The organism is Kurthia huakuii LAM0618 (assembly GCF_000505545.1).
In the GTDB taxonomy this organism is placed as follows: domain Bacteria; phylum Bacillota; class Bacilli; order Bacillales_A; family Planococcaceae; genus Kurthia; species Kurthia huakuii.
The window spans coordinates 1-20,472 of sequence record NZ_AYTB01000030.1; the positions used below are offsets into that span (position 1 = coordinate 1).

Here is a 20,472-nt window from a genome sequence, read left to right on the forward strand (position 1 = left end):
TAAGTGAGCGCTTATGTACATAGATTAGTTGACATTTATAATTCATAGTTTTTTTTCTTTTTAAAAGGTAATATGGTTTAAAAGTAAATGTAGTTTTGTTAGTTAAATATTCTATTAAATTATTATGACAAGATAGATTTGTTGTTTGTGAAGTAATACATTTTTTATGTCTAAGGTCTAACGTTAACGAGATTTTGCCACTATTAATTTTTTCTTCATTATTTTTCACAATATCCAGCTCATAATATATAAATTCGAAATTTAAATTTATTGTTAGAAACGATGGATCATAGCTACTATCTATCAATTTATATTCAAAATTTTCATACCTTCTATTTCCTTTAAATAGTTTTTGGATTTCTCTAGTACATTTTTCTAGGGTAGCATTATTTGTTTGCAACTCATATATATAGAGAGGATTAATTGTAGAATAACTATAATGTTCTAAAATGTAATATAATTCTTCTAATATAACCCCTTCATTATCTTCATTATCTTTGATATACTCTACAATCTGCTTTAGAGCTTCGCTTTCATCTTTAAAATCGATAATTTGATTTGTATGTTCTCTGAAATAGGCTGAGAGATTTTTTAATTTTTGATTTTTAGTTAAATTATTTTTCATTTTATTAGAGAAAAAAGTTGAAAAGTTTACAATATCCATTTGACACCCCGTTGAAATACTTTTATTTTTATAATATCAAATTATAGGTACTAAGCATATTATTTGTTATATTTACATGACTTTTCTATCATACCATTAAATCTCGATACGAGTTAAAAAAGACTTTTTTCACAATATATCAAAAACACTCTTTAAAATTTTTCTTATTCTTATTTCAGAAATAAGAATCTATACGTTTTTTTAATTTTGTTTCATCTATGCGTAATTTTTTCCTTTTTTCCATACTTAACTTGGTCTTTCATACCTCTGATTCCTAAATGAACCCTATTAGAATATTCAAATATTTGGAATTCACCATCTACACATATTTTTATACTTTCATCATTCCTTAAAACATAATAATTTAGTAAATTAATTTTTGACTATGCCTGAATACAATCTATTAAATTTAAATTTTAAAAACCACCAAAATCCTCTTATAAAGGATTTTGGTGGTCTTTTTTTGAAACCGTATGATTTCGTCTTATGGAGACGGCGGGAGTCGAACCCGCGTCCAGAAACTCCAGTACTTAAGCCACTACGTGTGTAGTCTATCTACTTACGTTTCGCGCTGCATTATGCCGACAGACAGGCGTCTTGAGCGCTAACCTACTAATCTCTTCTTACAGACTCAGGTTGCACCTGTAAGCGTATCCCACTAAAGTTGGGCCTCAGTCACTACTACATGGGCGATAGAGCGGTGAGGCAGTTGCAGAACTAAGCTGCAGCTAATTGATTGTTTGTTTTGCCAGTTATTATATAACTTCCGTTGGTAACGAAGCCGAGGCCTCCGACACGCGACTTAAGCCCAGACATCCCTGTCGAATCCGTAACGTCCCCCTATTCACTGTGACAAAGAGCATAGAGCCATATGAGCTCGTACTAGCTGCCTGAATTGGGTAAGTTCGGAAATCGCGCGGTGGCGATAAACGAGACTGGCTTAAATCTAATACCATTATAGCGCAATACTGTACGTGTCGCAACAAAAAAGCACTACTCGTCGTGAGTAGTACTTTCTTCATTAATGCTGGCGATCCTTCATGGCACGTGCCATATCGCGCTTCGCATCTTTTTTCTTCAAGTCTTGGCGTTTATCGTAATTTTTCTTACCTTTACCAAGGCCAATTAGCAGTTTTGCGTAACCATCTTTAATGTACATTTTAAGCGGTACAATTGTGTAACCATCGCGCTTAATGTCGTAATTCAACTGCTGGATTTGGCGCTTATGCAACAATAACTTACGCGTACGAATCGGATCATGGTTGAAGATGTTCCCTTGTTCATACGGGCTAATGTGCATATTTGATACCCACGCCTCTCCATTACGAATTTGAATGTACGAGTCTTTCAACTGTACTTTCCCTTTACGAATTGATTTGATTTCCGTACCGTTTAGTACTAAACCCGCTTCAATCGTATCTTCGATAAAGTAGTCATGGCCTGCTTTTTTATTTTGTGCGATTGCATTACCTTTTCCCTTTGGCATGTGGCGTCACCTCAATAATTTCTTATTTTCGTTTGCCGTGGTCTTTCTTTTGAGAAGCTTTTGCCATTGCATCGTAGAAGCTGCCGCCTTTACGTGGCTTAGAACCGCCGCCCTCACCGCTGCGTTTGCGGTCTTGTTTACGTGTACGACCATTTACTTTTGGGCCGCTTAGCGTACGTTTGCTACCGTCTTTACCACCGCGTTTGAATTCTTTATCTTTGTCTTTCCCTTTGATGACACGTGGACCTGTTGGACGACGACGTGGTTGTGGTTCTGGCATATCTGTAATGATAAAGTCAACTGCCGCTTCGTCTACGTTAACGTTAAACACTTTGATTTTCACGCGGTCTCCGATGCGGAACTGACGTGCAGTACGTTCGCCGCGCATCGTCATTGAGCTTTCATCAAAGTTGTAGTAGTCATCTGTTAAGTTGCTGATGTGTACAAGACCTTCAATTGTATTATCAAGCTCGATAAACATACCGAAGTTTGTTACTGAACCTACGATACCTTCAAATTCTTGTCCCACTTTATCAGACATATATTGTGCTTTCTTGATTGCTTCTGTATCACGTTCTGCATCGATAGCACGACGTTCGCGAGAAGATGTATGCGTTGCGATTTCGTCCATATGTGCGCCCCAATAAGACGTTGTTTTTGGCGATTTATCACCATTGATTAAATACGTGCGGATTAAGCGGTGCACGATTAAGTCAGGGTAACGACGGATTGGCGACGTAAAGTGCGTGTAGTACGGCGCTGCTAAACCGAAGTGACCAAGACATTCTGGGTTATATTTCGCTTGTTGCATTGAACGTAACATCATCGTTGAAATTACTGGATATTCCGGTTGACCTTCAACTGATTTTAAAATACCTTGTAGTGCGCTTGGGTCAATTGAATCTGTCGCACCTTTTACAGTAATACCGAAGTTTGTAATAAACTCGAAGAAACGTTGTAAACGCTCTGGAGATGGGTCTTCGTGAATACGGTAAATGAATGGTAATTCCATTTTGCATACGTGCTCTGCAACAGTTTCATTCGCCGCAAGCATGAAGTCCTCAATCATTTTTTCAGCGATCGTACGTTCACGAACAACGATATCTACTGGCCAGCCGTTTTCATCAACAACAACTTGTGACTCTTTTAAGTCAAAGTCTACTGCACCACGCGCGTCACGACGATTACGAAGAACAGTTGATAATTCTTTCATCGTTTCAAACATTGGTACAAGCTCTTTGTAGCGCTCGATTAATGCCGCATCTTTATGTTCTAAAATTTTGTAAACGTCTGAGTATGTCATACGTTCGTTTGTGCTAATAACACTTTGGAAAATATCGTGGTCGATCACTTTACCTTCTTGGTTAATGACCATTTCACAAGATAACACAAGACGATCTACTTGTGGGTTCAATGAACAAATACCATTTGATAAACGGTGTGGAATCATTGGAATTACGCGGTCTGTTAAGTACACAGATGTCGCGCGCTCATATGCTTCCTTGTCTAAAACAGAATCTAGCGTTACATAGTAGCTTACGTCTGCAATGTGGACCGTTAATTTGTAGTTACCATTGTCTAATCTTACAACGCCAACTGCATCATCTAAGTCTTTTGCAGATTCGCCATCAATCGTTACGACAACATCTTCGCGGCAATCGCGACGGCCTACGCGGTCTTCATCTGAAATTTCTTCTGGCACTTGTTGTGCAGCTTCGATTACTTCTTCTGGGAAGTCTACATCGATATTATGTTTATGAATGATTGATAAAATATCAACACCCGGATCATTTTTATGACCTAAAATTTGTGTAATCATACCTGATGCAGAGCGTTTTTCATCTGGCCATTTTGTAATTTCAACAACCACTTTATGTCCGTCAACAGCACCTAAAGTATGCCCTTGACCGATGAAAATATCCGTACCGAAACGTTTATCATCCGGTAGTACGAAACCAAAGTTTTTATTCGCTTGGAATTCCCCAACGATACGTGATGTACCGCGTTCTACAACTTCGATGATTTGACCTTCGCGGCGTTCGCCCGTAGAACCAGCAGATACTGTCACGATAACCGTATCACCGTTTAAAGCGCCACCTTTCATTGTTGGTGGAATAAAGACATCATCCATGCCTGCTTCTTCCGGTGCTACGAAGCCAAAACCTTTTGCATGGCCGATAAAACGACCTTTAAATGTGTTCATGCGTTTAGGTGTACCGTATTTGTCATTGCTGCCACGTACGATTGTACCCGCTTCTTCTAATTTCACTAATACTTTCACTAGCTCTTTGAAGTCGTCTGCCTCTGTTAAGCCTAGTTGTTCTTCTATTTCCGCCACCGTTAGCGGTTTTATTTCTGGTTCTGTGAGTAACGCAAGTGTGCGTTGTTCTAAATTACTCAAATGTTTTCCTCCTACGTTTTCTGACGATTATTCCTGCCAATCTAATGTCTTTAGAAACGCTAAAATATCCTCATTTAATTGTTTTTTTTCTTTATCTAACGTAATGACATGACCCGATTCTTCATACCATTTAATGTGTTTGTCAATTGACTCTACTGTATCATAAATAATGTGTGCTGACTGCGGATTTATAACATCGTCTAGTCGTCCTTGCACAACAAAAATGGGGGCATACACTTCATCTACGTGACTGCGCACATCTTGAATCAGTTCAGGAAGTTTTGGCAATGAGGGCATTCCGGTGCGCTTAATTTCTTGTTGTAGCGCTACTCGTTGCTCTTCAGTATATCCAAATGCACGACTAAAATCGTTTGCATACTTTAAAATACCGCTAAACATCGTATCGGTTGTACGCATCGTCATTGGTGCGCACATCGTTACGATGCCTTTTAGCGGCTTTGTATAACCTAAACGAAGAGAAAAGACGCCGCCAAGTGACAGACCGATTACGGCAATTTCATTGTAACCCGCCTCTACTAGCTCGTCATACGCCTTTTCAACATCTTGCCACCAATCTTCTGGTCCAGTCTCGATAAGCTCTTTAGGTGATACAGCGTGCCCTTTATAATGCGGCGCTTTCACGGTGTATCCTTGCTTCTCTAGGAAGCGACCTAAAATATGCACATCCGCTGAACTCCCTGTAAATCCGTGTAGTAATAATACTGCTCGTTTTCCAGCCTTAAAAAAGAATGGCTCTGGCAAAGATACCTTCACTTCAAAAACCTCCTGATGTGTCACTCGTTGATAAATGATGTCTTTCTCTATTATATCCTTAATAAATACAAAATGCCTAACCTTTTGGTGGTTAGGCATCAATCGTTTATTAGAATTTTGCAATTAAAATTGCTACCACGAAAAATAATACTGAAAGGATCAATGTTACGCGGTGTAAAATAAGTTCTACGCCACGAGCTTTTGATTTACCAAATAACTGTTCGGCACCACCTGAAATGGCTCCTGAAAGACCAGCACTCTTCGGTTCTTGCATTAATACTGTCGCAATAATTAACACTGATAAAACGATTAATGAGATTAGTAAAAATGTATGCATCATGCCACCTCCTGCTCATCTACATCACAACTTTGCCTATGCTACCACAGACTAAGCAAGCGATGCATAACTTAAACGTAATCATACATAATGCCATTTTAACATGAAAGTGTACAACTATATAGCAAAATACGGCATTTTTTTTAAAGCACCTGTTGAAATACAAAAAAGGAATTGCGCCTCAGCACAATTCCTCTTTTAGTTATCTACTATTTATTTAAGTTGTAGAAAGATTGAATACCTTCGTATTTTGAAACGCTTTCTAATTCGTCTTCGATACGTAGTAATTGGTTGTATTTTGCAACACGGTCTGTACGAGAAGGTGCACCCGTTTTGATTTGGCCAGCGTTTGTCGCAACTGCGATATCTGCAATTGTTACGTCTTCTGATTCACCAGAACGGTGAGAGATAACTGCAGTGTAACCTGCGCGTTTTGCCATTTCAATCGCGTCTAACGTTTCAGTTAATGTACCGATTTGGTTTACTTTAACTAAAATTGAGTTACCAACGCCTTCTTCGATACCGCGTGATAATTTTTCTGTGTTTGTTACGAATAAATCGTCGCCTACTAATTGTACGCGGTCGCCGATTTTTTCAGTTAATAATTTGTGACCAGCCCAGTCGTTTTCATCAAGACCGTCTTCGATTGAGATGATTGGGTATTTAGATGTTAACTCTTCGTACCAAGCAACCATTTCCTCAGAAGTTTTCGCAACGCCTTCACCATCTAAGTGGTATAGCTTGTCTGCGTCATTGTAAAGTTCAGAAGATGCAACGTCCATTGCAAGCATTACTTCTTCGCCCGGTTTGTAGCCAGCGCGTTCAATTGCAGTGACAATTGTTGATAATGCTTCTTCGTTTGATGTTAAGTTAGGAGCGAAACCACCTTCATCACCTACAGCAGTGTTGTGTCCTGATTCTTTTAATACCGCTTTTAATGAGTGGAAGATTTCAGTACCCATGCGTAATGCGTGGCGGAAGTTTTCAGCGCCTACAGGCATTACCATGAATTCTTGGATGTCGACGTTGTTATCCGCGTGTTCGCCACCGTTTAAGATGTTCATCATTGGTACAGGTAATTGTTTTGCGTTTACGCCACCGATATATTGGTAAAGTGGTAAACCTAAGTAGTTAGCACCTGCGTGAGCTACTGCTAAAGATACGCCTAGGATTGCGTTTGCACCTAGAGCACCTTTGTTTGCAGTGCCATCAAGTTCGATCATTTTTTTGTCGATTGCTACTTGATCTAATACTGAAAATTCACCGATTAATGCAGGAGCAATAATGCTGTTCACGTTATCAACGGCTTTTAATACACCTTTACCTAAGTAGCGAGATTTATCACCATCGCGTAATTCTACAGCTTCATATTCACCTGTTGATGCACCTGATGGTACGATTGCACGGCCATAAGCACCTGCTTCTGTGAATACTTCTACTTCGACTGTTGGGTTACCGCGTGAATCTAATACTTCGCGAGCTAATACGTTTGTAATAATTGACATTGTTTGAATTCTCCTCGGTTTATGAATTAATTTCATTCGATTAATCGAATAATGGTTTACCTGTCATTTCGGCAGGTTGTGCAACACCTAACAATTTAAGCATTGTTGGCGCTAAGTCAGCTAAAATACCATCATGCATAGTGATGTCATCTTTTGTGACGATTACTGGTACTGGATTTGTTGTATGTGCTGTCATCGGGTTACCTTCAAGCGTTACGACTTCATCAGAGTTACCATGGTCAGCTGTAATAATCGCATGACCACCTTTTGCTAAAATCGCATCAACAACATCGCCTAAACATTCATCAACTGCTTCGATTGCCTTAATTGTTGGCTCTAACATACCGCTATGACCAACCATGTCCGGATTTGCGAAGTTTAAGATAATTGCGTCTACTTTGTCGCCATTAATTTCTGCAACTAATGCGTCGCGCACTTCGTAGGCACTCATCTCAGGTTGTAAATCGTACGTCGCAACTTTTGGTGAGTTGATTAAAATACGATTTTCACCGTCGAATTTATCCTCACGCCCACCACTCATAAAGAATGTTACGTGTGGGTATTTTTCTGTTTCTGCAATGCGTAATTGACGTAACTGTGCATCAGATAACACTTCGCCGATTGTATTTTTTAAATCGTCGTCGTAAAACGCGATATCACCGATTACAGTTTCACTATATTTCTTAAAGCAAACAAATTCAAGGTTTTTCGGTTGAATTTCTGAAATTTCAAAACCATCAAATGCAGGATTTGTAATTGCTGTTGATAATTGGATTGCTCGGTCTGGACGGAAATTGAAGAAAATAATCGCATCGTTATCGTCGATTTTCGCCACTGGTTGTCCTTGTTCTTCGATAACAAATGGCTTCACAAATTCATCTGTGACACCTTCTGCATATGAAGCTTCAAGACCCGCTTCAGCTGACTGCTGCATCGGTGCTTTGCCTTGTACAACAGCATCAAATGCTAATTGCACACGATCCCAACGTTTATCGCGGTCCATCGCATAGTAACGTCCGCTGACAGAAGCGATTTTACCAATGCCGATATCGTTCATTTGTTTGTTTGTTTCTTCAAGATATTGTGGTGCTGTTTTTGGACCAACATCACGGCCGTCTAAAAATGCGTGAAGATACACGTCATCAAGACCTTGTTGTTTCGCTAGCTTTAACAAAGCAAATAAATGCTCATAATGACTGTGTACACCGCCATCTGAAAGTAACCCTAAGAAATGTAACTTTGAATTATGTTCTTTCACATGGTTGATTGCTTTTAGAAGCACGTCATTTTCAAAGAAATCGCCATCTTTAATCGACTTGTCGATACGCGTTAAACTTTGATACACGATACGACCCGCGCCGATATTTAAATGACCTACTTCGGAGTTCCCCATTTGACCTGCTGGTAGACCCACTTCCTCGCCTGACGCAAGTAATTGCGCATGTGGGAATTGTTTGAAGTAGCGATCAAAATTTGGTTTATTTGCTTGCGCTACTGCATTACCGAAAACTTCTTTACGACAGCCGAAGCCATCTAAAATGATTAGTGCTACTGGTGTATTAGGCATTTGCCCCCGCCTCCAATAATTTTAAGTATGAATCTACTTCTAAGCTTGCACCACCAACTAGAGCGCCGTCAATATGTTCCATCGATAAAAGTTCGTCAACATTTGTTGGTTTCACTGAACCACCGTATTGAATACGTGTTTTATCAGCGACATCTGCACCGATTTCTTCAGCGATTGCTTTGCGCACTTCGCCACATACTTCGTTTGCATCTGCTGCTGTTGCCGTTTTACCTGTACCGATAGCCCAAATAGGCTCATACGCGATAACTGCTTGTGCTACTTGCGCTGCTGATAAATCTTTAATCGCAGCTTTTACTTGCGTTGCAACCTTTGATACGGTTTGGCCTGCTTCGCGTTCTTCTAATGTTTCACCCACGCAAATGATTGGCACTAAATGATGTGCAAATGCTGCATGTGCTTTTTTATTAACCGCTTCATCTGTTTCGTTAAAATATTCACGACGCTCAGAATGACCTAACACAACGTATTGCACGTGAATATCTGCTAGTTGCGTCGGGCTGATTTCGCCAGTAAATGCACCTTCAGTTTCAAAATGCATATTTTGTGCGCCGATTGCTAAATCCGTACCCTTCGCAGCTTCAACTAACGACGGTAAAAATAGTGCCGGTGAACAAACAACAGCTTCTACTTTATCGTTCGCAGGGACTTGTGACTTGACTTGCTCGACAAAATCTACAGCCTCAGAAAGTGTTTTGTACATTTTCCAGTTGCCAGCAATAATTGGTTTACGCATGTTTCAATCATCCTCCAATAAGTTATTATTTATCGTTTAATGCGACTACGCCTGGTAGGTCTTTCCCTTCCATGAATTCAAGAGAAGCACCGCCACCTGTTGAGATGTGTGACATCGTTGATGCAACTTCAAATTTTTCAACTGCTGCAGCTGAGTCACCGCCGCCGATAATTGTATAGCCCGCTGTTTCTGCCATTGCATTTGCTACTGATTTTGTACCGTTTGCAAAAGCATCCATTTCAAATACACCCATTGGGCCATTCCAAATGATTAATTTTGAGTTTTTAATAACGTCCGCATAGATTGCCGCTGTTTTTGGACCGATATCTAAGCCCATGTAATCTGCAGGAATTTCGTTAATGTCGACTACTTGTGTGTGCGCATCTTTTGAAAATTCATCTGCAACAACCGCATCGATAGGTGTGTATAATTTTACGCCTTTTTCTTCTGCTTTTTTGATAAATGATTTTGCTAAGTCGATTTTATCTTCTTCAAGAAGCGACTTACCAACTTCGTAACCTTCTGCCTTTGTGAATGTGTAAGACAGACCGCCGCCGATAATTAAGTTATCGACTTTTTCTAAAAGGTGGTTAATAACCTCGATTTTGTCTTTGACTTTCGCACCACCGATGATTGCTGTAAATGGTCGCTCCGGTTGTGCTAATGCTTTACCTAATACGTCTAATTCTTTTTGCATTAAGAAACCTGATACAGCTGGTAATAATGCTGCGATACCTGCTGTCGTTGCATGTGCACGGTGAGCCGCACCAAATGCATCGTTCACGTATACATCTGCAAATTCTGCAAATTGTTGTGCAAGCGCTGGGTCATTTTTTTCTTCACCAGCGTGGAAGCGTACGTTTTCAAGCAATACAACATCGCCTTCTTGCATATCTGCTACTACCGCTTTGACTTGTTCGCCGACAGATTCGTCTAATTTTTTGACAGGTTTGCCAAGCAATTCAGCTAAGCACTCACCTGCTGCTGTTAAACGAAGTTCTTCTTTCACTTCACCTTTTGGACGGCCTAAGTGACTTGATAAAATCACTTTCGCACCTTCAGCGACTAAATATTGGATTGTTGGTAATGCTGCGCGAATACGTGTGTCGTCTGTCACTTTTCCATCTTCCATTGGCACGTTAAAGTCGACACGTACAAATACGCGTTTACCTTTCACATCAATATCTTTTACCGATTTCTTCTCATTCATCTACAGAATGCCTCCCTTTAGCGCTTGTAAAACGCTTACTTGCTATCAATAAAAAAGGAGAAGTAACCGTCTCGCTCTTCTCCTCTTTTTTCAAACCCATTATATACGCTAACAACTTAAAAGGCTAATTATTTTTTTGAAATAAAGTTGCCTTTTTTGTCTCAACGCCGACTATTCAATTGTTAGAATCCTTGTTTTGCAACGTATTCAGCAAGGTCGACTACGCGAGTAGAATAACCTGTTTCGTTATCGTACCACGCAAGTACTTTCACCATGTTGTCTTCAAGAACCATTGTTGATAAAGCGTCGACTGTTGAAGAAGAAGTATTGCCATTGTAATCGATTGATACGAGTGGTTCTTCAGAGTACGAAAGTTTCCCTGCAAGTGAGCCTTCTTCAGTTGCTGCTTTAAATGCCGCATTCAATTCTTCAACTGTTACGTTTTTATCTAGTTCTGCTACTAAGTCAACAAGTGACACATTTGGTGTTGGTACGCGGATGGCCATACCATCAAGTTTCCCTTCAAGTTGCGGTAATACTTTTGCGACTGCTGATGCGGCACCCGTTGTTGTTGGGATGCTAGACATTGCAGCGGCACGTGCACGTCGGTAATCTTTATGTGGGAGGTCTAAGATTTTTTGGTCATTTGTGTATGAGTGAACAGTCGTCATCATACCACGTTTAATACCAAATTTTTCGTCTAATACTTTTACAACTGGCGCTAAGCAGTTTGTTGTACAAGAAGCGTTAGAAAATACGATATCTTCGTCTTTATTATAATTGTTTTCGTTTACACCCATGACGAATGTTGGCATATTTTGACCTGGAGCTGACACAATAACTTTTTTAGCACCTGCATCAACGTGCTTTTTCGCATCGTTGTAGTTTGTGAAACGACCAGTTGATTCGACAACAATATCAACATCTAAGTCACCCCAAGGTAATTTCGCTGGATCTGTTTCAGCGTACACACGTACTTTTTTGCCGTTAACAACTAAATTTTCACCTTCAGAAGTTACATCAGCATCTAGTTTGCCATGTACTGAGTCGTATTTTAAAAGATGTGCTAGCATAGCTGCGTCTGTTAAGTCATTCACTGCGACAATTTCGATATCCTCACGTTGTAATGCTGTGCGGAATACTAATCGTCCAATACGTCCAAATCCGTTGATTGCTAATTTAAAAGTCATGTCTAGTTCCTCCAATATGATAATTCATTAAGTTTCTTCTCGAATAATTTTCAACATTTCCTGTGCAGCCGATAAATCGGTGATGAAGTTTGTTTGTTCAGGTGCATTTGTAAAGTAAGCTAAAATCGCTTTTGCTTTTGATGCACCACCTGCTAGGGCAATTACAGTGGGACATTTTTTGACCTGTTCTAATTGCAGACCAACCGTGCGAATCCGCTGTACGGCCTTCCCTGTCTCATCAAAATAATAACCAAATGCCTCTCCAATAGCTCCGTGCTTTCGTAATGCATCTACCTCATCAGATGTAGAATTACGACGCCAAGCCATTTCGTCAGCAGAACCGACACCATGAACAACGATATCTGTGTGATCATAAAAATCAAGCATTTCCTTTACAATTGGTTCGTGAATCATCGCATTGTACGCTGCCTCACTCAAATGTTCCGGTAAATACAACGTACGATACTCATTGCCGGTATTACTTGCAAACTCTGCGGCAATCGTATTCGCTTGCATTGTCACATCAACACCCATGCCCCCACGCGCCGCGATAAATGTCGCACCGCGTATTTTCGAAGCTGTCGACAGTTGCTCTCCAACTGCTGCAACCGTACTACCACCCGTTACAGCAATAATATCTCCTTGTTTCGCTTCACGTTTTAAAATGTTTGCGGCCTCTACGCCCATCATCGCCTTTACAGACGGTTCCTGGTCAACGTTCCCATCAACAATTGTCATACGTTTCACTCGCAGATGTTTTTGTAGCTGTCGTTCCAAATCCGTAATACCTGACCATTCATATACAAGTGGCTTCAGCACCTCTAAAATTTGAATTCCTGCTTCTGAAATCGACATCCCCGTACGATTCGCAACGATTAATCCTTGCTCACGCATCAAGTCCGTCTCCTTCCTCACTTCTCGCTCTGCTAGGGAGAGGCTATCTGATAAAGCACGGCGACCGATTGGCCCAAGCATTTGGACCATATTCAAAATACGATAGCGTACTTGTAACAGCCCTGACATTTCTGGTAGCATTTTTAACTGCGCTTCCGTTAATGACAGCATGTACTCCCTCCTCTTAGTGGGTTTATTATTATCCCATATAGTCATTTTTTATCCCACTTACTCTAAAAAAATATTTCTTTCATTTCCTAGGTATATTATAGCAGGTTAAAATATGCTTTGCAAACATGGTCTAAATATGTCCCACCAAAAGCTACTACATGAATGTTTCCATTTAAATTACATTCCCATTCCTCAAATTTTAAAACATCTTTTTTTCAAAAAAAATAAAGAATTGCGCTAAGCAATTCTTTATTCGTTAAAGTGCCTGTTCAAATGATGAATCCGGCTGTTCGATTACCGCTTCGATAATTGTCTCATAATCTAAAATGCCATATTGAATCATTTCGCCATCTTTTTCGAGAACCGGAATCATCATCATGTACCTCTCGTGTAGGTCTTCGTCTTGTTCGATATCTACTGTCGCAAATTCAAACGGGACTTCCTGCTGAACGAGGCGCATCATGTTCATTCCTTCCTCACAAAGACGACAATTGGGTCGACTGTAAAAAGTGAGCATGTAGACACTCCTTTGCTGTTTTGTAATAGTTCTATATATTATAGAAGAAACTCAATTAAAATGGTAGCGTTTACTTCTGCGTTTATATACAAAAAAAGCAGCTAGGCTACTCACTGCCTCACTGCTTTTCCCGTGTTTCTTCCTATATAAAAGAATATTATTTATTGATTTTCATAGGTTCTACTGTGACGCGTTTTAAGAATAATGATAAGATAAGCGCTACAATTGTCACGATCATTGCGATGAAGAATGAGAAGTTAATCCCTTCAACCATTGCTTTGTTGGCCATTGTTGTTGCGAGCTCTTTACCATATTTCGCTAGTTGAACCTCTGTCATTTGCTCACCATTTTGAGCAGCTTCCATTGCTTTTTCTTTCACTTTTTCAGCAACAGTTGCTTTAATATCCATATCTTCTGCTTCTGAAGTTGTACGATTTGTCATGATTGTAATCATTACCGCTGAACCAATAGCACCTGCAACTTGTTGAAGTGTGTTGTTGATTGCTGTACCATGTGGATTTAAACGCATTGGCAATTGATTTAAACCATTTGTCATAATTGGCATCATCACCATAGACATACCAAACATACGAATTGTATAAGCAACGATTAAATACGTGTACGATGTATCTAATGTTAATTTAGATAAGTAGTATGTTGATACCGTAACGATTGATAAACCAACGATTGCTAGCGGACGAGGCCCTACGCGGTCAAATAATTTACCGGTAATCGGCGACATAATCCCCATCAATAATGCCCCTGGTAACATCATTAAACCAGCATCTATTGGTGAAATACCACGAACATTTTGCACGTATAATGGTGTTAAAATCATACCAGAGAACATCGCCATCGCGATAACTGCTGAAATGACACTACCCATTGCATACATTGGGTATTTATATACTTCTAAACTTAGAAGTGGTTTTTCTAATTTCAATTGACGAAGGACAAACAGAATAAGTGCAACAGCACCTACAACGACTGTTCCCCAAACTTCGATGGCACCCCAACCTGCTGATGAAGCAGTTGAGAAACCATATAACAAACCACCAAAACCAATTGTTGATAAGATAAGTGAAAAGACATCTAATGTCACTGGTTTTGTTTCCATGATGTTATCAAATTTAAAGATTGCTAATAATAATGAAATAATCGCAAACGGTAAGATAACAATAAATAAGTAATGCCATGAGAAGTTTTCAACTAAGTAACCTGATAATGTAGGTCCAATAGCTGGAGCCATGATCATAACAAGACCAAAGATACCCATTGCCGCACCACGTTTTTCAACTGGGAAGCTGACTAACATAATGTTCATAAGTAATGGACCCATTACAGAAGCACCTACTGCTTGAGTCATACGTGCTGCTAATAATACACCAAAGTTTGGTGAGATAATTGCTAATGCTGTACCAATGGTGAAAATCGCCATTGATGTGATAAATAATGTTTTGTTTTTAAAACGTGTAATTAAAAAAGCACTGGCCGGTACAAGTACACCAGTTACTAACATATAGCCTGTTGCTAACCATTGAACAGTTGATGCGTCAACATCAAAGTCTTTCATGATTGATGGCAATGCTACGTTTAATAGCGTGTTGTTTAAGAACGCTACGAATGCCCCGACGAATAAAATGGCAAGCATTAAATATGGGGGCTTTTTAAGTGGTTGATCCATTGTTCAATTCCCTCTTTGCCTATTTTTATATTTACTTCGATTTCAAAGTTTACTTGATTTATTTTATACTCGCAGTCCAATTTTTGCAAGAAAAATATTTCAAGTTAGTGAAAACCGCCATTTAAAGCGCTTTCTTTATTATAATACGAGTCCAATTCACTTGAAAAGAATTCAAACTATGATTAAAATTATACTGCTAGTCCAAAACATAATAAAAAAAGGTGACTAAATGAACAATCGCAAAAGACAAATTATTCAAGCTTGCGTCAAGCTTTTTTCTGAAAAAGGCTTCATCGAAACGTCCATTCAAGAAATTATAGAAGAAGCACAAATTTCAAAAGGAACATTTTATAATTATTTTCCATCAAAAAAAGACTGCCTCATCGCGATATTAGATATCGGGCGAAAAGAAACGACAGTCCGTAAAGTAAAAGCGATTACTGGCAAAGAAAAAAACGACAAGTCTGTGCTTGCCGTTCAACTTATCGCCTCGATGCAGGTCAATCATGAACATAATCTGCTACCGATTTTTGAATCCATTCTGCACTCTGGTGATAAAGATTTAAAGCGTCTCGTCGATCAAACACTCCTGCAAGAGATTGATTGGACTGCACGCCGCTTATTAGACGTGTACGGCGTAAAATTGGTTCCCTATCATGTTGATGCATCCATTTTATTATTTGGTATGATGCACCAATATTTTCATATCGGCAAAATCATCAACTACCCACGTGGCAATGCGATGGATTTCGTTACATTTGCGCTCGACCAACTCGACGCAATTACACCTTCGCTCATTGCGAAACAAAAAACGATGCTCGGCCCAAATTTTGAAGATTTTATGCACGAACATATTGAAGCGCGCGACATTAATAAGGGTGAGCTCATTAAACAATTGAATGGCTTCAAATCATATTTAAAAGATTTAACAACACAACAAGAAGAATATATTACGTATCTACTCGAAGAACTAGAACGCGACGAACCGCGCTACCACGTCACAAGTGCCGTTGCTTTCCAATTCCATAATAGCTTTCGCGACACACCACACGCACCTGAAGCCATTGAAATTACAAATCAAATTTGGCAGCTCGCAAAAGAAAGTCAGCGCCATTAAAAAAACGAGGTCAGGTTTTTTCTGACCTCGTTTTTGTATACTATTTTTTATTACCGCGTATTTTTGCTACTTTATCTGCTAGACCAAGCGTTGCTTTGACCGCTTTACGATTTAGCGTATTTTCTTGGAATTTCACTTTTTTATTTAAGCGTTCAATTTCCTTTTTGTAGCTAGCAATTTTAGCGCCATCGCCTTTTTTCGCCGTTAATTCGCGTTTTACACGACGTTCTGTGCGCGCATTTTCTGCATCGTTAAATGCTTGCCAGCGGCGCACTTGCTCATCAACTGGTGCGTTAACAAACGGTGTTACAACTTCCGGCACTTTAATGCCTTTTAATTGTCTATCTAATGGTGTTGTTTTTGGATATTTTGTTTCTTTATACGCATGGTCTAAACCATTTTTATCTAAAAAGTCGATAAAACGGTCAAAGTTTTCATTCGCCACTTTTTCTGGCTTGTGGAAGTCACTTTGTTCGATAATATCCCAAATTTTCGTGTCATCGGTAATATTTGGACCCCAATAAGAATTCAATTGGTGATAATCTGTTAATTCACGCATACGACCATCTTTTGGCAAGATGATACTTGGCGTTCCTGCGATTGTCGCCGCAATATTCCCATGTAGACGCGCACCAAAGCTCAAATCAGCCTCTTGTAATAATTCCATCCACGTTGGAATATTGACCGGGTAGCGTACATGGTCGCCGACGTAATATTCATCTAATACCGTTTCAGGATATGTTTTATCTTGATGTGGTAAATCAGGTCCACCCAAGTACGTCATTTTCAATTCTTTTAACCATTGTGGAATATAGTAGTAGTTCGCAAATTCATGGCGGCTACGATCAATAAATTTCAACACATTTTCTGGTGATAAACGGGAGTTGTTAATTGATACTAACGAATCTTTCGTAATATTCGTATCACGAATTTTCAAATCACGACCAAAACTATACATCGACGGGCAGCCAATCGGCATATGGTCTACGCCTTCTTGGAAGCCAAGTCCTGTTAAGTAGTCAGACGTGATTTGGCCACGTACACCAATCATCGCTGATTTGTTTAATACAGCTTTCACGAATTTTTTCGTTGCATCGTCAAATTCGTATTTTGCACCTTTTTGTGCATCAAACGGCGTACGCGCACCAACACCGATAACATACACAGGAATCGTCAATTTATTAATCAATTCTGCATAGCGCTCTAAGTCACCGATAAAGTCTGGACGGAAGGCATCTGCAAGCGGAATAATGTAGCCATCATAATTGGCATTAATTTTATCCGCGTCTTTCGGGTTGATTTTATAATAATCCGGCACGATCATGACATCCTCTGTCGTCAATGTGCGGTAAATACCGTAAGCATATACTAAGTTTCCTACATTCCCTCCGATCGAGTTTGTAGAAGCGATATGTGCTGGGTCAAAATTTTTCAGCGGAGACATACCAGATCGCATTAAGATTTTTTTCATGCTTTTTCTCCTTTCAATTACAATTACTTTATTAGTTGTCCGTACAAGAACTCTATTACATAGTAGTTAATTTACATATGAAATGTCAATGAAATTACATGCTTCCATCTGAATGTCCTAAACGAAGAAAAAAACCGTACAAACGCACGGTTTTTTCAAACAAAATCATGTTTCAATTTTACTATAATAAGGTATTAACAAATGGATGCCCCTGGAGGGAATCGAACCCCCAGCCTAAGAACCGGAATCTTATGTTTTATCCATTAAACTACAGAGGCATAGCAATATAACGACCTTACTATTATACTAGTAAAAAGCCACATTATCAACTTTCTGTTAAATGATTCATTTCATTTGACCTTTACTGACCAAAAAAGTATGATAAATGTACAAGGCAACGAAACAGTGCCAATTTTATGGACATATAAGGAGGAAATACTTATGAACTTAATTCCTACAGTCATCGAAACAACAAACCGCGGCGAACGCGCATATGACATTTACTCTCGTCTTTTAAAAGACCGTATTATCATGTTAGGTAGCGCAATCGATGATAACGTAGCAAACGCTATCGTATCTCAACTGCTATTTTTAGAAGCAGAAGATCCAGAAAAAGATATCTACCTATACATCAACTCTCCAGGTGGTTCTGTAACAGCTGGTATGGCAATCTACGATACGATGCAATTCATCAAACCAGATGTACAAACAATCTGCATCGGTATGGCTGCATCAATGGGTTCATTCCTATTGACAGCCGGTACAAAAGGTAAACGTTTTGCATTACCAAATGCAGAAATTATGATTCACCAACCACTAGGTGGCGCGCAAGGTCAAGCGACTGAAATCGAAATCGCTGCAAAACATATTTTAAAAACACGCGAAAAATTAAACCGCATTTTATCTGAACGCACTGGTCAACCTATCGAAGTCATCGAAAAAGACACAGACCGCGACAACTACATGTCAGCTGAACGCGCTTTAGAATACGGCATCATTGATAAAATCATGGAACGTAACGAAACAAAATAATGTAGCGCTTAAACACTAAGCAATCAATTGATTGTTTAGTGTTTTTTTATGTACTTTTCACCGTTTTGTTATTCATTTGTTACAAAGGCACGGTATGATAGAGTTAACTGCTTAAGGGAGGTTTTTCTATCTATGTCACGCTTCACAAAAATTTTAGCTATTTGTCTGAGCATAAGCCTCATGTTCCCAGTCATTGCTTCTGCTGATACAAATACCGCATCTTGGCTAAATTGGAAATATACAAAATTAAGCGCTCATCGCGGTGCACAAGTCATCGCACCCGAAAACTCACTCGCTGGTGTAAAAGGCGCTCATAAATTGGGCTATGCCTTTATCGAAATCGATGTACGGCAAACGCAAGATAAGCACTATATCCTGATGCACGACCCAAATATCGATCGCACGACATCAGGTTATGGTTTCGTGGCCGATCAAACACTTGCGCAACTGCGTGTACCACATCTGCTAAACAATAAGCATAAACTGACAACCGAGCAAATTCCATTATTAAAAGATGTCCTTGCTACTGCAAAAAAATACAATGTCGGCATTAACATCGATGGTACAAAAGGTGACTGGAGCGACGATAAATTTGTCAGCGGCATCGTTACGCTCGTCAAAAAAGCGAATATGTACAATAAAACCTTTTTTATCATTCCAAACAGTAAAGATCGCGCCAAATTCCATAAAAAATATCCAAACGCGACAATCTCATTTATCGGTAACCCAAAAAAACGCGTAAAAAGCGATATTAAAGCGCTGAAAAAATACAAATACCGCATTTATACAACGCATATTAAAAATATCGATGCTAAATCAGCAAAAGCGATTCGCGCAAGTGGCATCCGCATCCACATTTACGGCGTCAATACGCAAAAAGATTACAAGCGCGCCAAAAGCTATAAACCACTGTTGATTGAAACCGATAAAATTAAACCGTAAAAAAAGAGAGCCCCATATCGGAGCTCTCTTTTTGTGTGCTACTTAGCATCACGTTCTGTAACAACAAGAAATGACCTAAAAACGTGCATTTAGACTTTTTCTTACTACCACAAAATAATTATTCTACAACGTTGTGTAATTGGTTTAATTCGTAATAGAAGTCGCCTGATTTACTACCAACGTTACCAGCGCGTAATGCTGTTGTGTAATGTACAGTCGTTGTTACTTCTTTACCGTTAAATGTAGATTTCGTAGTTAGGTGATTCATATCCGCGCCATCTGTAATTTCTGGACGTTGAACATTTGTGTGACCTAATCCTTCTAAAAGTTCTACTGCTTTGTTTTCGCGACCAATGTGGAACTCAATTAATTCAGGGATTTTTAAGTCGACGATTTGTTCTTCTTGACCTTCAGTTTTGATATGTGCAATGTACGTAATATCTAATTCCATGATGAAAAATCCTCCATCCAAATATATAAGTTTTATTTATATTCATTCTAACATTTAATTTCATTGCTTCACACATTCAAAACTCGATTTGCACCTTAAAGAGTATCTCGAAAAAGCACAATTCCGATTCAAAGAGCGTTTTCGAATTTTGATATAGTAAAAAAGCACAAAAAAAAGAAGGAACCACCATTATGAACTGAACCCTATTTTGTAGACAGTTTAATAAAAAACGATGTAGCTAGTTCTTAGGCTGCGATGAGATGATGTTTAGTGCAAAATAAAAAGGAAGCATTATGCAAATGAAA

At 39.2% G+C, this 20,472-nt stretch carries 18 protein-coding genes, 1 tRNA gene and 1 other RNA gene; 3 read left to right on the forward strand and 17 right to left on the reverse strand.

The window, feature by feature from the left end; translation table 11 throughout:
• The 14 genes from V514_RS19490 to V514_RS0118200 all read right to left on the reverse strand — a co-directional run.
• Positions 1–664 (reverse strand): hypothetical protein (locus tag V514_RS19490; protein WP_035945123.1); only part of this gene is annotated, 664 nt, incomplete at its 3' end.
• A 484-nt stretch (positions 665–1,148) separates the two neighbouring features.
• Positions 1,149–1,504, reverse strand: a transfer-messenger RNA (tmRNA) gene (gene ssrA / locus V514_RS20160).
• Between the two features lie 181 nt (positions 1,505–1,685).
• Positions 1,686–2,150, reverse strand: coding sequence for an SsrA-binding protein SmpB (smpB, locus tag V514_RS0118145; protein ID WP_029501192.1), 465 nt, complete (start codon positions 2,148–2,150; stop codon positions 1,686–1,688).
• Between the two features lie 22 nt (positions 2,151–2,172).
• Entirely contained in the window at positions 2,173–4,551 is a 2,379-nt protein-coding gene (gene rnr / locus V514_RS0118150; protein WP_029501193.1) for a ribonuclease R, read from the reverse strand.
• 27 nt (positions 4,552–4,578) lie between these two features.
• Positions 4,579–5,325: an alpha/beta hydrolase gene (locus V514_RS0118155; RefSeq protein ID WP_029501194.1), complete on the reverse strand. Its 747-nt coding sequence runs from the start codon at positions 5,323–5,325 to the stop codon at positions 4,579–4,581.
• 109 nt (positions 5,326–5,434) lie between these two features.
• The gene (secG, locus tag V514_RS0118160; RefSeq protein ID WP_029501195.1) at positions 5,435–5,662 is read right to left on the reverse strand and encodes a preprotein translocase subunit SecG; all 228 of its coding nucleotides are present in this window, start codon (positions 5,660–5,662) and stop codon (positions 5,435–5,437) included.
• 209 nt (positions 5,663–5,871) lie between these two features.
• Positions 5,872–7,167: a phosphopyruvate hydratase gene (gene eno, locus V514_RS0118165; protein ID WP_029501196.1), complete on the reverse strand. Its 1,296-nt coding sequence runs from the start codon at positions 7,165–7,167 to the stop codon at positions 5,872–5,874.
• A gap of 40 nt (positions 7,168–7,207) precedes the next feature.
• On the reverse strand, positions 7,208–8,734 hold the full coding sequence (gene gpmI / locus V514_RS0118170) for a 2,3-bisphosphoglycerate-independent phosphoglycerate mutase (RefSeq protein ID WP_029501197.1): 1,527 nt from the start codon (positions 8,732–8,734) through the stop codon (positions 7,208–7,210).
• Positions 8,727–9,488 carry a triose-phosphate isomerase gene (tpiA, locus tag V514_RS0118175; RefSeq protein ID WP_029501198.1) on the reverse strand — a complete coding sequence of 254 codons (762 nt, stop codon included), beginning with the start codon at positions 9,486–9,488 and terminating at the stop codon, positions 8,727–8,729. Before tpiA ends, gpmI begins: the two co-directional genes overlap by 8 nt.
• A 25-nt stretch (positions 9,489–9,513) precedes the next feature.
• A complete protein-coding gene (locus V514_RS0118180) occupies positions 9,514–10,698 on the reverse strand; it encodes a phosphoglycerate kinase (RefSeq protein ID WP_029501199.1) in 1,185 nt (394 codons plus the stop codon).
• Positions 10,699–10,880: 182 nt separating this feature from the next.
• Entirely contained in the window at positions 10,881–11,888 is a 1,008-nt protein-coding gene (gene gap, locus V514_RS0118185; RefSeq protein ID WP_029501200.1) for a type I glyceraldehyde-3-phosphate dehydrogenase, read from the reverse strand.
• 27 nt (positions 11,889–11,915) lie between these two features.
• Complete coding sequence (locus tag V514_RS0118190) at positions 11,916–12,953, reverse strand: sugar-binding transcriptional regulator (protein WP_029501201.1); 1,038 nt, start codon at positions 12,951–12,953, stop codon at positions 11,916–11,918.
• Positions 12,954–13,209: 256 nt separating this feature from the next.
• Entirely contained in the window at positions 13,210–13,470 is a 261-nt protein-coding gene (locus V514_RS0118195; protein WP_029501202.1) for a glutaredoxin family protein, read from the reverse strand.
• Positions 13,471–13,627: 157 nt separating this feature from the next.
• A complete protein-coding gene (locus V514_RS0118200; RefSeq protein ID WP_029501203.1) occupies positions 13,628–15,154 on the reverse strand; it encodes a DHA2 family efflux MFS transporter permease subunit in 1,527 nt (508 codons plus the stop codon).
• A 229-nt stretch (positions 15,155–15,383) separates the two neighbouring features.
• On the opposite strand from V514_RS0118200, the gene V514_RS0118205 reads away from it, so the two are divergent.
• Positions 15,384–16,271 (forward strand): TetR/AcrR family transcriptional regulator, encoded by an 888-nt coding sequence (locus tag V514_RS0118205; RefSeq protein ID WP_029501204.1) that lies wholly within the window; start codon positions 15,384–15,386, stop codon positions 16,269–16,271.
• A 40-nt stretch (positions 16,272–16,311) separates the two neighbouring features.
• Here V514_RS0118205 and V514_RS0118210 read toward each other — a convergent pair whose 3' ends face one another.
• Together V514_RS0118210 and V514_RS0118215 are read right to left on the reverse strand one after the other, a co-directional pair.
• Positions 16,312–17,742, reverse strand: a complete 1,431-nt coding sequence (locus V514_RS0118210; RefSeq protein ID WP_029501205.1) for a polysaccharide pyruvyl transferase family protein — start codon at positions 17,740–17,742, stop codon at positions 16,312–16,314.
• A 206-nt stretch (positions 17,743–17,948) separates the two neighbouring features.
• Positions 17,949–18,020 (reverse strand) — tRNA-Arg (locus tag V514_RS0118215).
• Positions 18,021–18,183: 163 nt separating this feature from the next.
• Here V514_RS0118215 and clpP point away from each other — a divergent pair.
• Both clpP and V514_RS0118225 read left to right on the forward strand, forming a co-directional pair.
• Positions 18,184–18,774, forward strand: a complete 591-nt coding sequence (gene clpP, locus V514_RS0118220) for an ATP-dependent Clp endopeptidase proteolytic subunit ClpP (protein WP_029501206.1) — start codon at positions 18,184–18,186, stop codon at positions 18,772–18,774.
• A 132-nt stretch (positions 18,775–18,906) separates the two neighbouring features.
• Positions 18,907–19,716 (forward strand): glycerophosphodiester phosphodiesterase, encoded by an 810-nt coding sequence (locus tag V514_RS0118225; RefSeq protein WP_029501207.1) that lies wholly within the window; start codon positions 18,907–18,909, stop codon positions 19,714–19,716.
• A 118-nt stretch (positions 19,717–19,834) separates the two neighbouring features.
• Here V514_RS0118225 and V514_RS0118230 read toward each other — a convergent pair whose 3' ends face one another.
• Complete coding sequence (locus V514_RS0118230) at positions 19,835–20,167, reverse strand: hypothetical protein (protein WP_029501208.1); 333 nt, start codon at positions 20,165–20,167, stop codon at positions 19,835–19,837.
• Between the last annotated feature and the right edge of the window lie 305 nt (positions 20,168–20,472).

Bases quoted from the DNA above. Each gene is read 5' to 3' on its own strand.
- smpB (WP_029501192.1), bottom strand. From the start codon at position 2,150: ATGCCAAAGGGAAAAGGTAATGCAATCGCACAAAATAAAAAAGCAGGC.
- eno (WP_029501196.1), bottom strand. From the start codon at position 7,167: ATGTCAATTATTACAAACGTATTAGCTCGCGAAGTATTAGATTCACGC.
- clpP (WP_029501206.1), top strand. From the start codon at position 18,184: ATGAACTTAATTCCTACAGTCATCGAAACAACAAACCGCGGCGAACGC.
- V514_RS0118205 (WP_029501204.1), top strand. From the start codon at position 15,384: ATGAACAATCGCAAAAGACAAATTATTCAAGCTTGCGTCAAGCTTTTT.
- V514_RS0118195 (WP_029501202.1), bottom strand. From the start codon at position 13,470: ATGCTCACTTTTTACAGTCGACCCAATTGTCGTCTTTGTGAGGAAGGA.
- V514_RS0118210 (WP_029501205.1), bottom strand. From the start codon at position 17,742: ATGAAAAAAATCTTAATGCGATCTGGTATGTCTCCGCTGAAAAATTTT.
- gpmI (WP_029501197.1), bottom strand. From the start codon at position 8,734: ATGCCTAATACACCAGTAGCACTAATCATTTTAGATGGCTTCGGCTGT.
- tpiA (WP_029501198.1), bottom strand. From the start codon at position 9,488: ATGCGTAAACCAATTATTGCTGGCAACTGGAAAATGTACAAAACACTT.
- V514_RS0118200 (WP_029501203.1), bottom strand. From the start codon at position 15,154: ATGGATCAACCACTTAAAAAGCCCCCATATTTAATGCTTGCCATTTTA.
- gap (WP_029501200.1), bottom strand. From the start codon at position 11,888: ATGACTTTTAAATTAGCAATCAACGGATTTGGACGTATTGGACGATTA.
- V514_RS0118225 (WP_029501207.1), top strand. From the start codon at position 18,907: ATGTCACGCTTCACAAAAATTTTAGCTATTTGTCTGAGCATAAGCCTC.
- V514_RS0118180 (WP_029501199.1), bottom strand. From the start codon at position 10,698: ATGAATGAGAAGAAATCGGTAAAAGATATTGATGTGAAAGGTAAACGC.
- secG (WP_029501195.1), bottom strand. From the start codon at position 5,662: ATGCATACATTTTTACTAATCTCATTAATCGTTTTATCAGTGTTAATT.
- V514_RS0118190 (WP_029501201.1), bottom strand. From the start codon at position 12,953: ATGCTGTCATTAACGGAAGCGCAGTTAAAAATGCTACCAGAAATGTCA.
- V514_RS0118230 (WP_029501208.1), bottom strand. From the start codon at position 20,167: ATGGAATTAGATATTACGTACATTGCACATATCAAAACTGAAGGTCAA.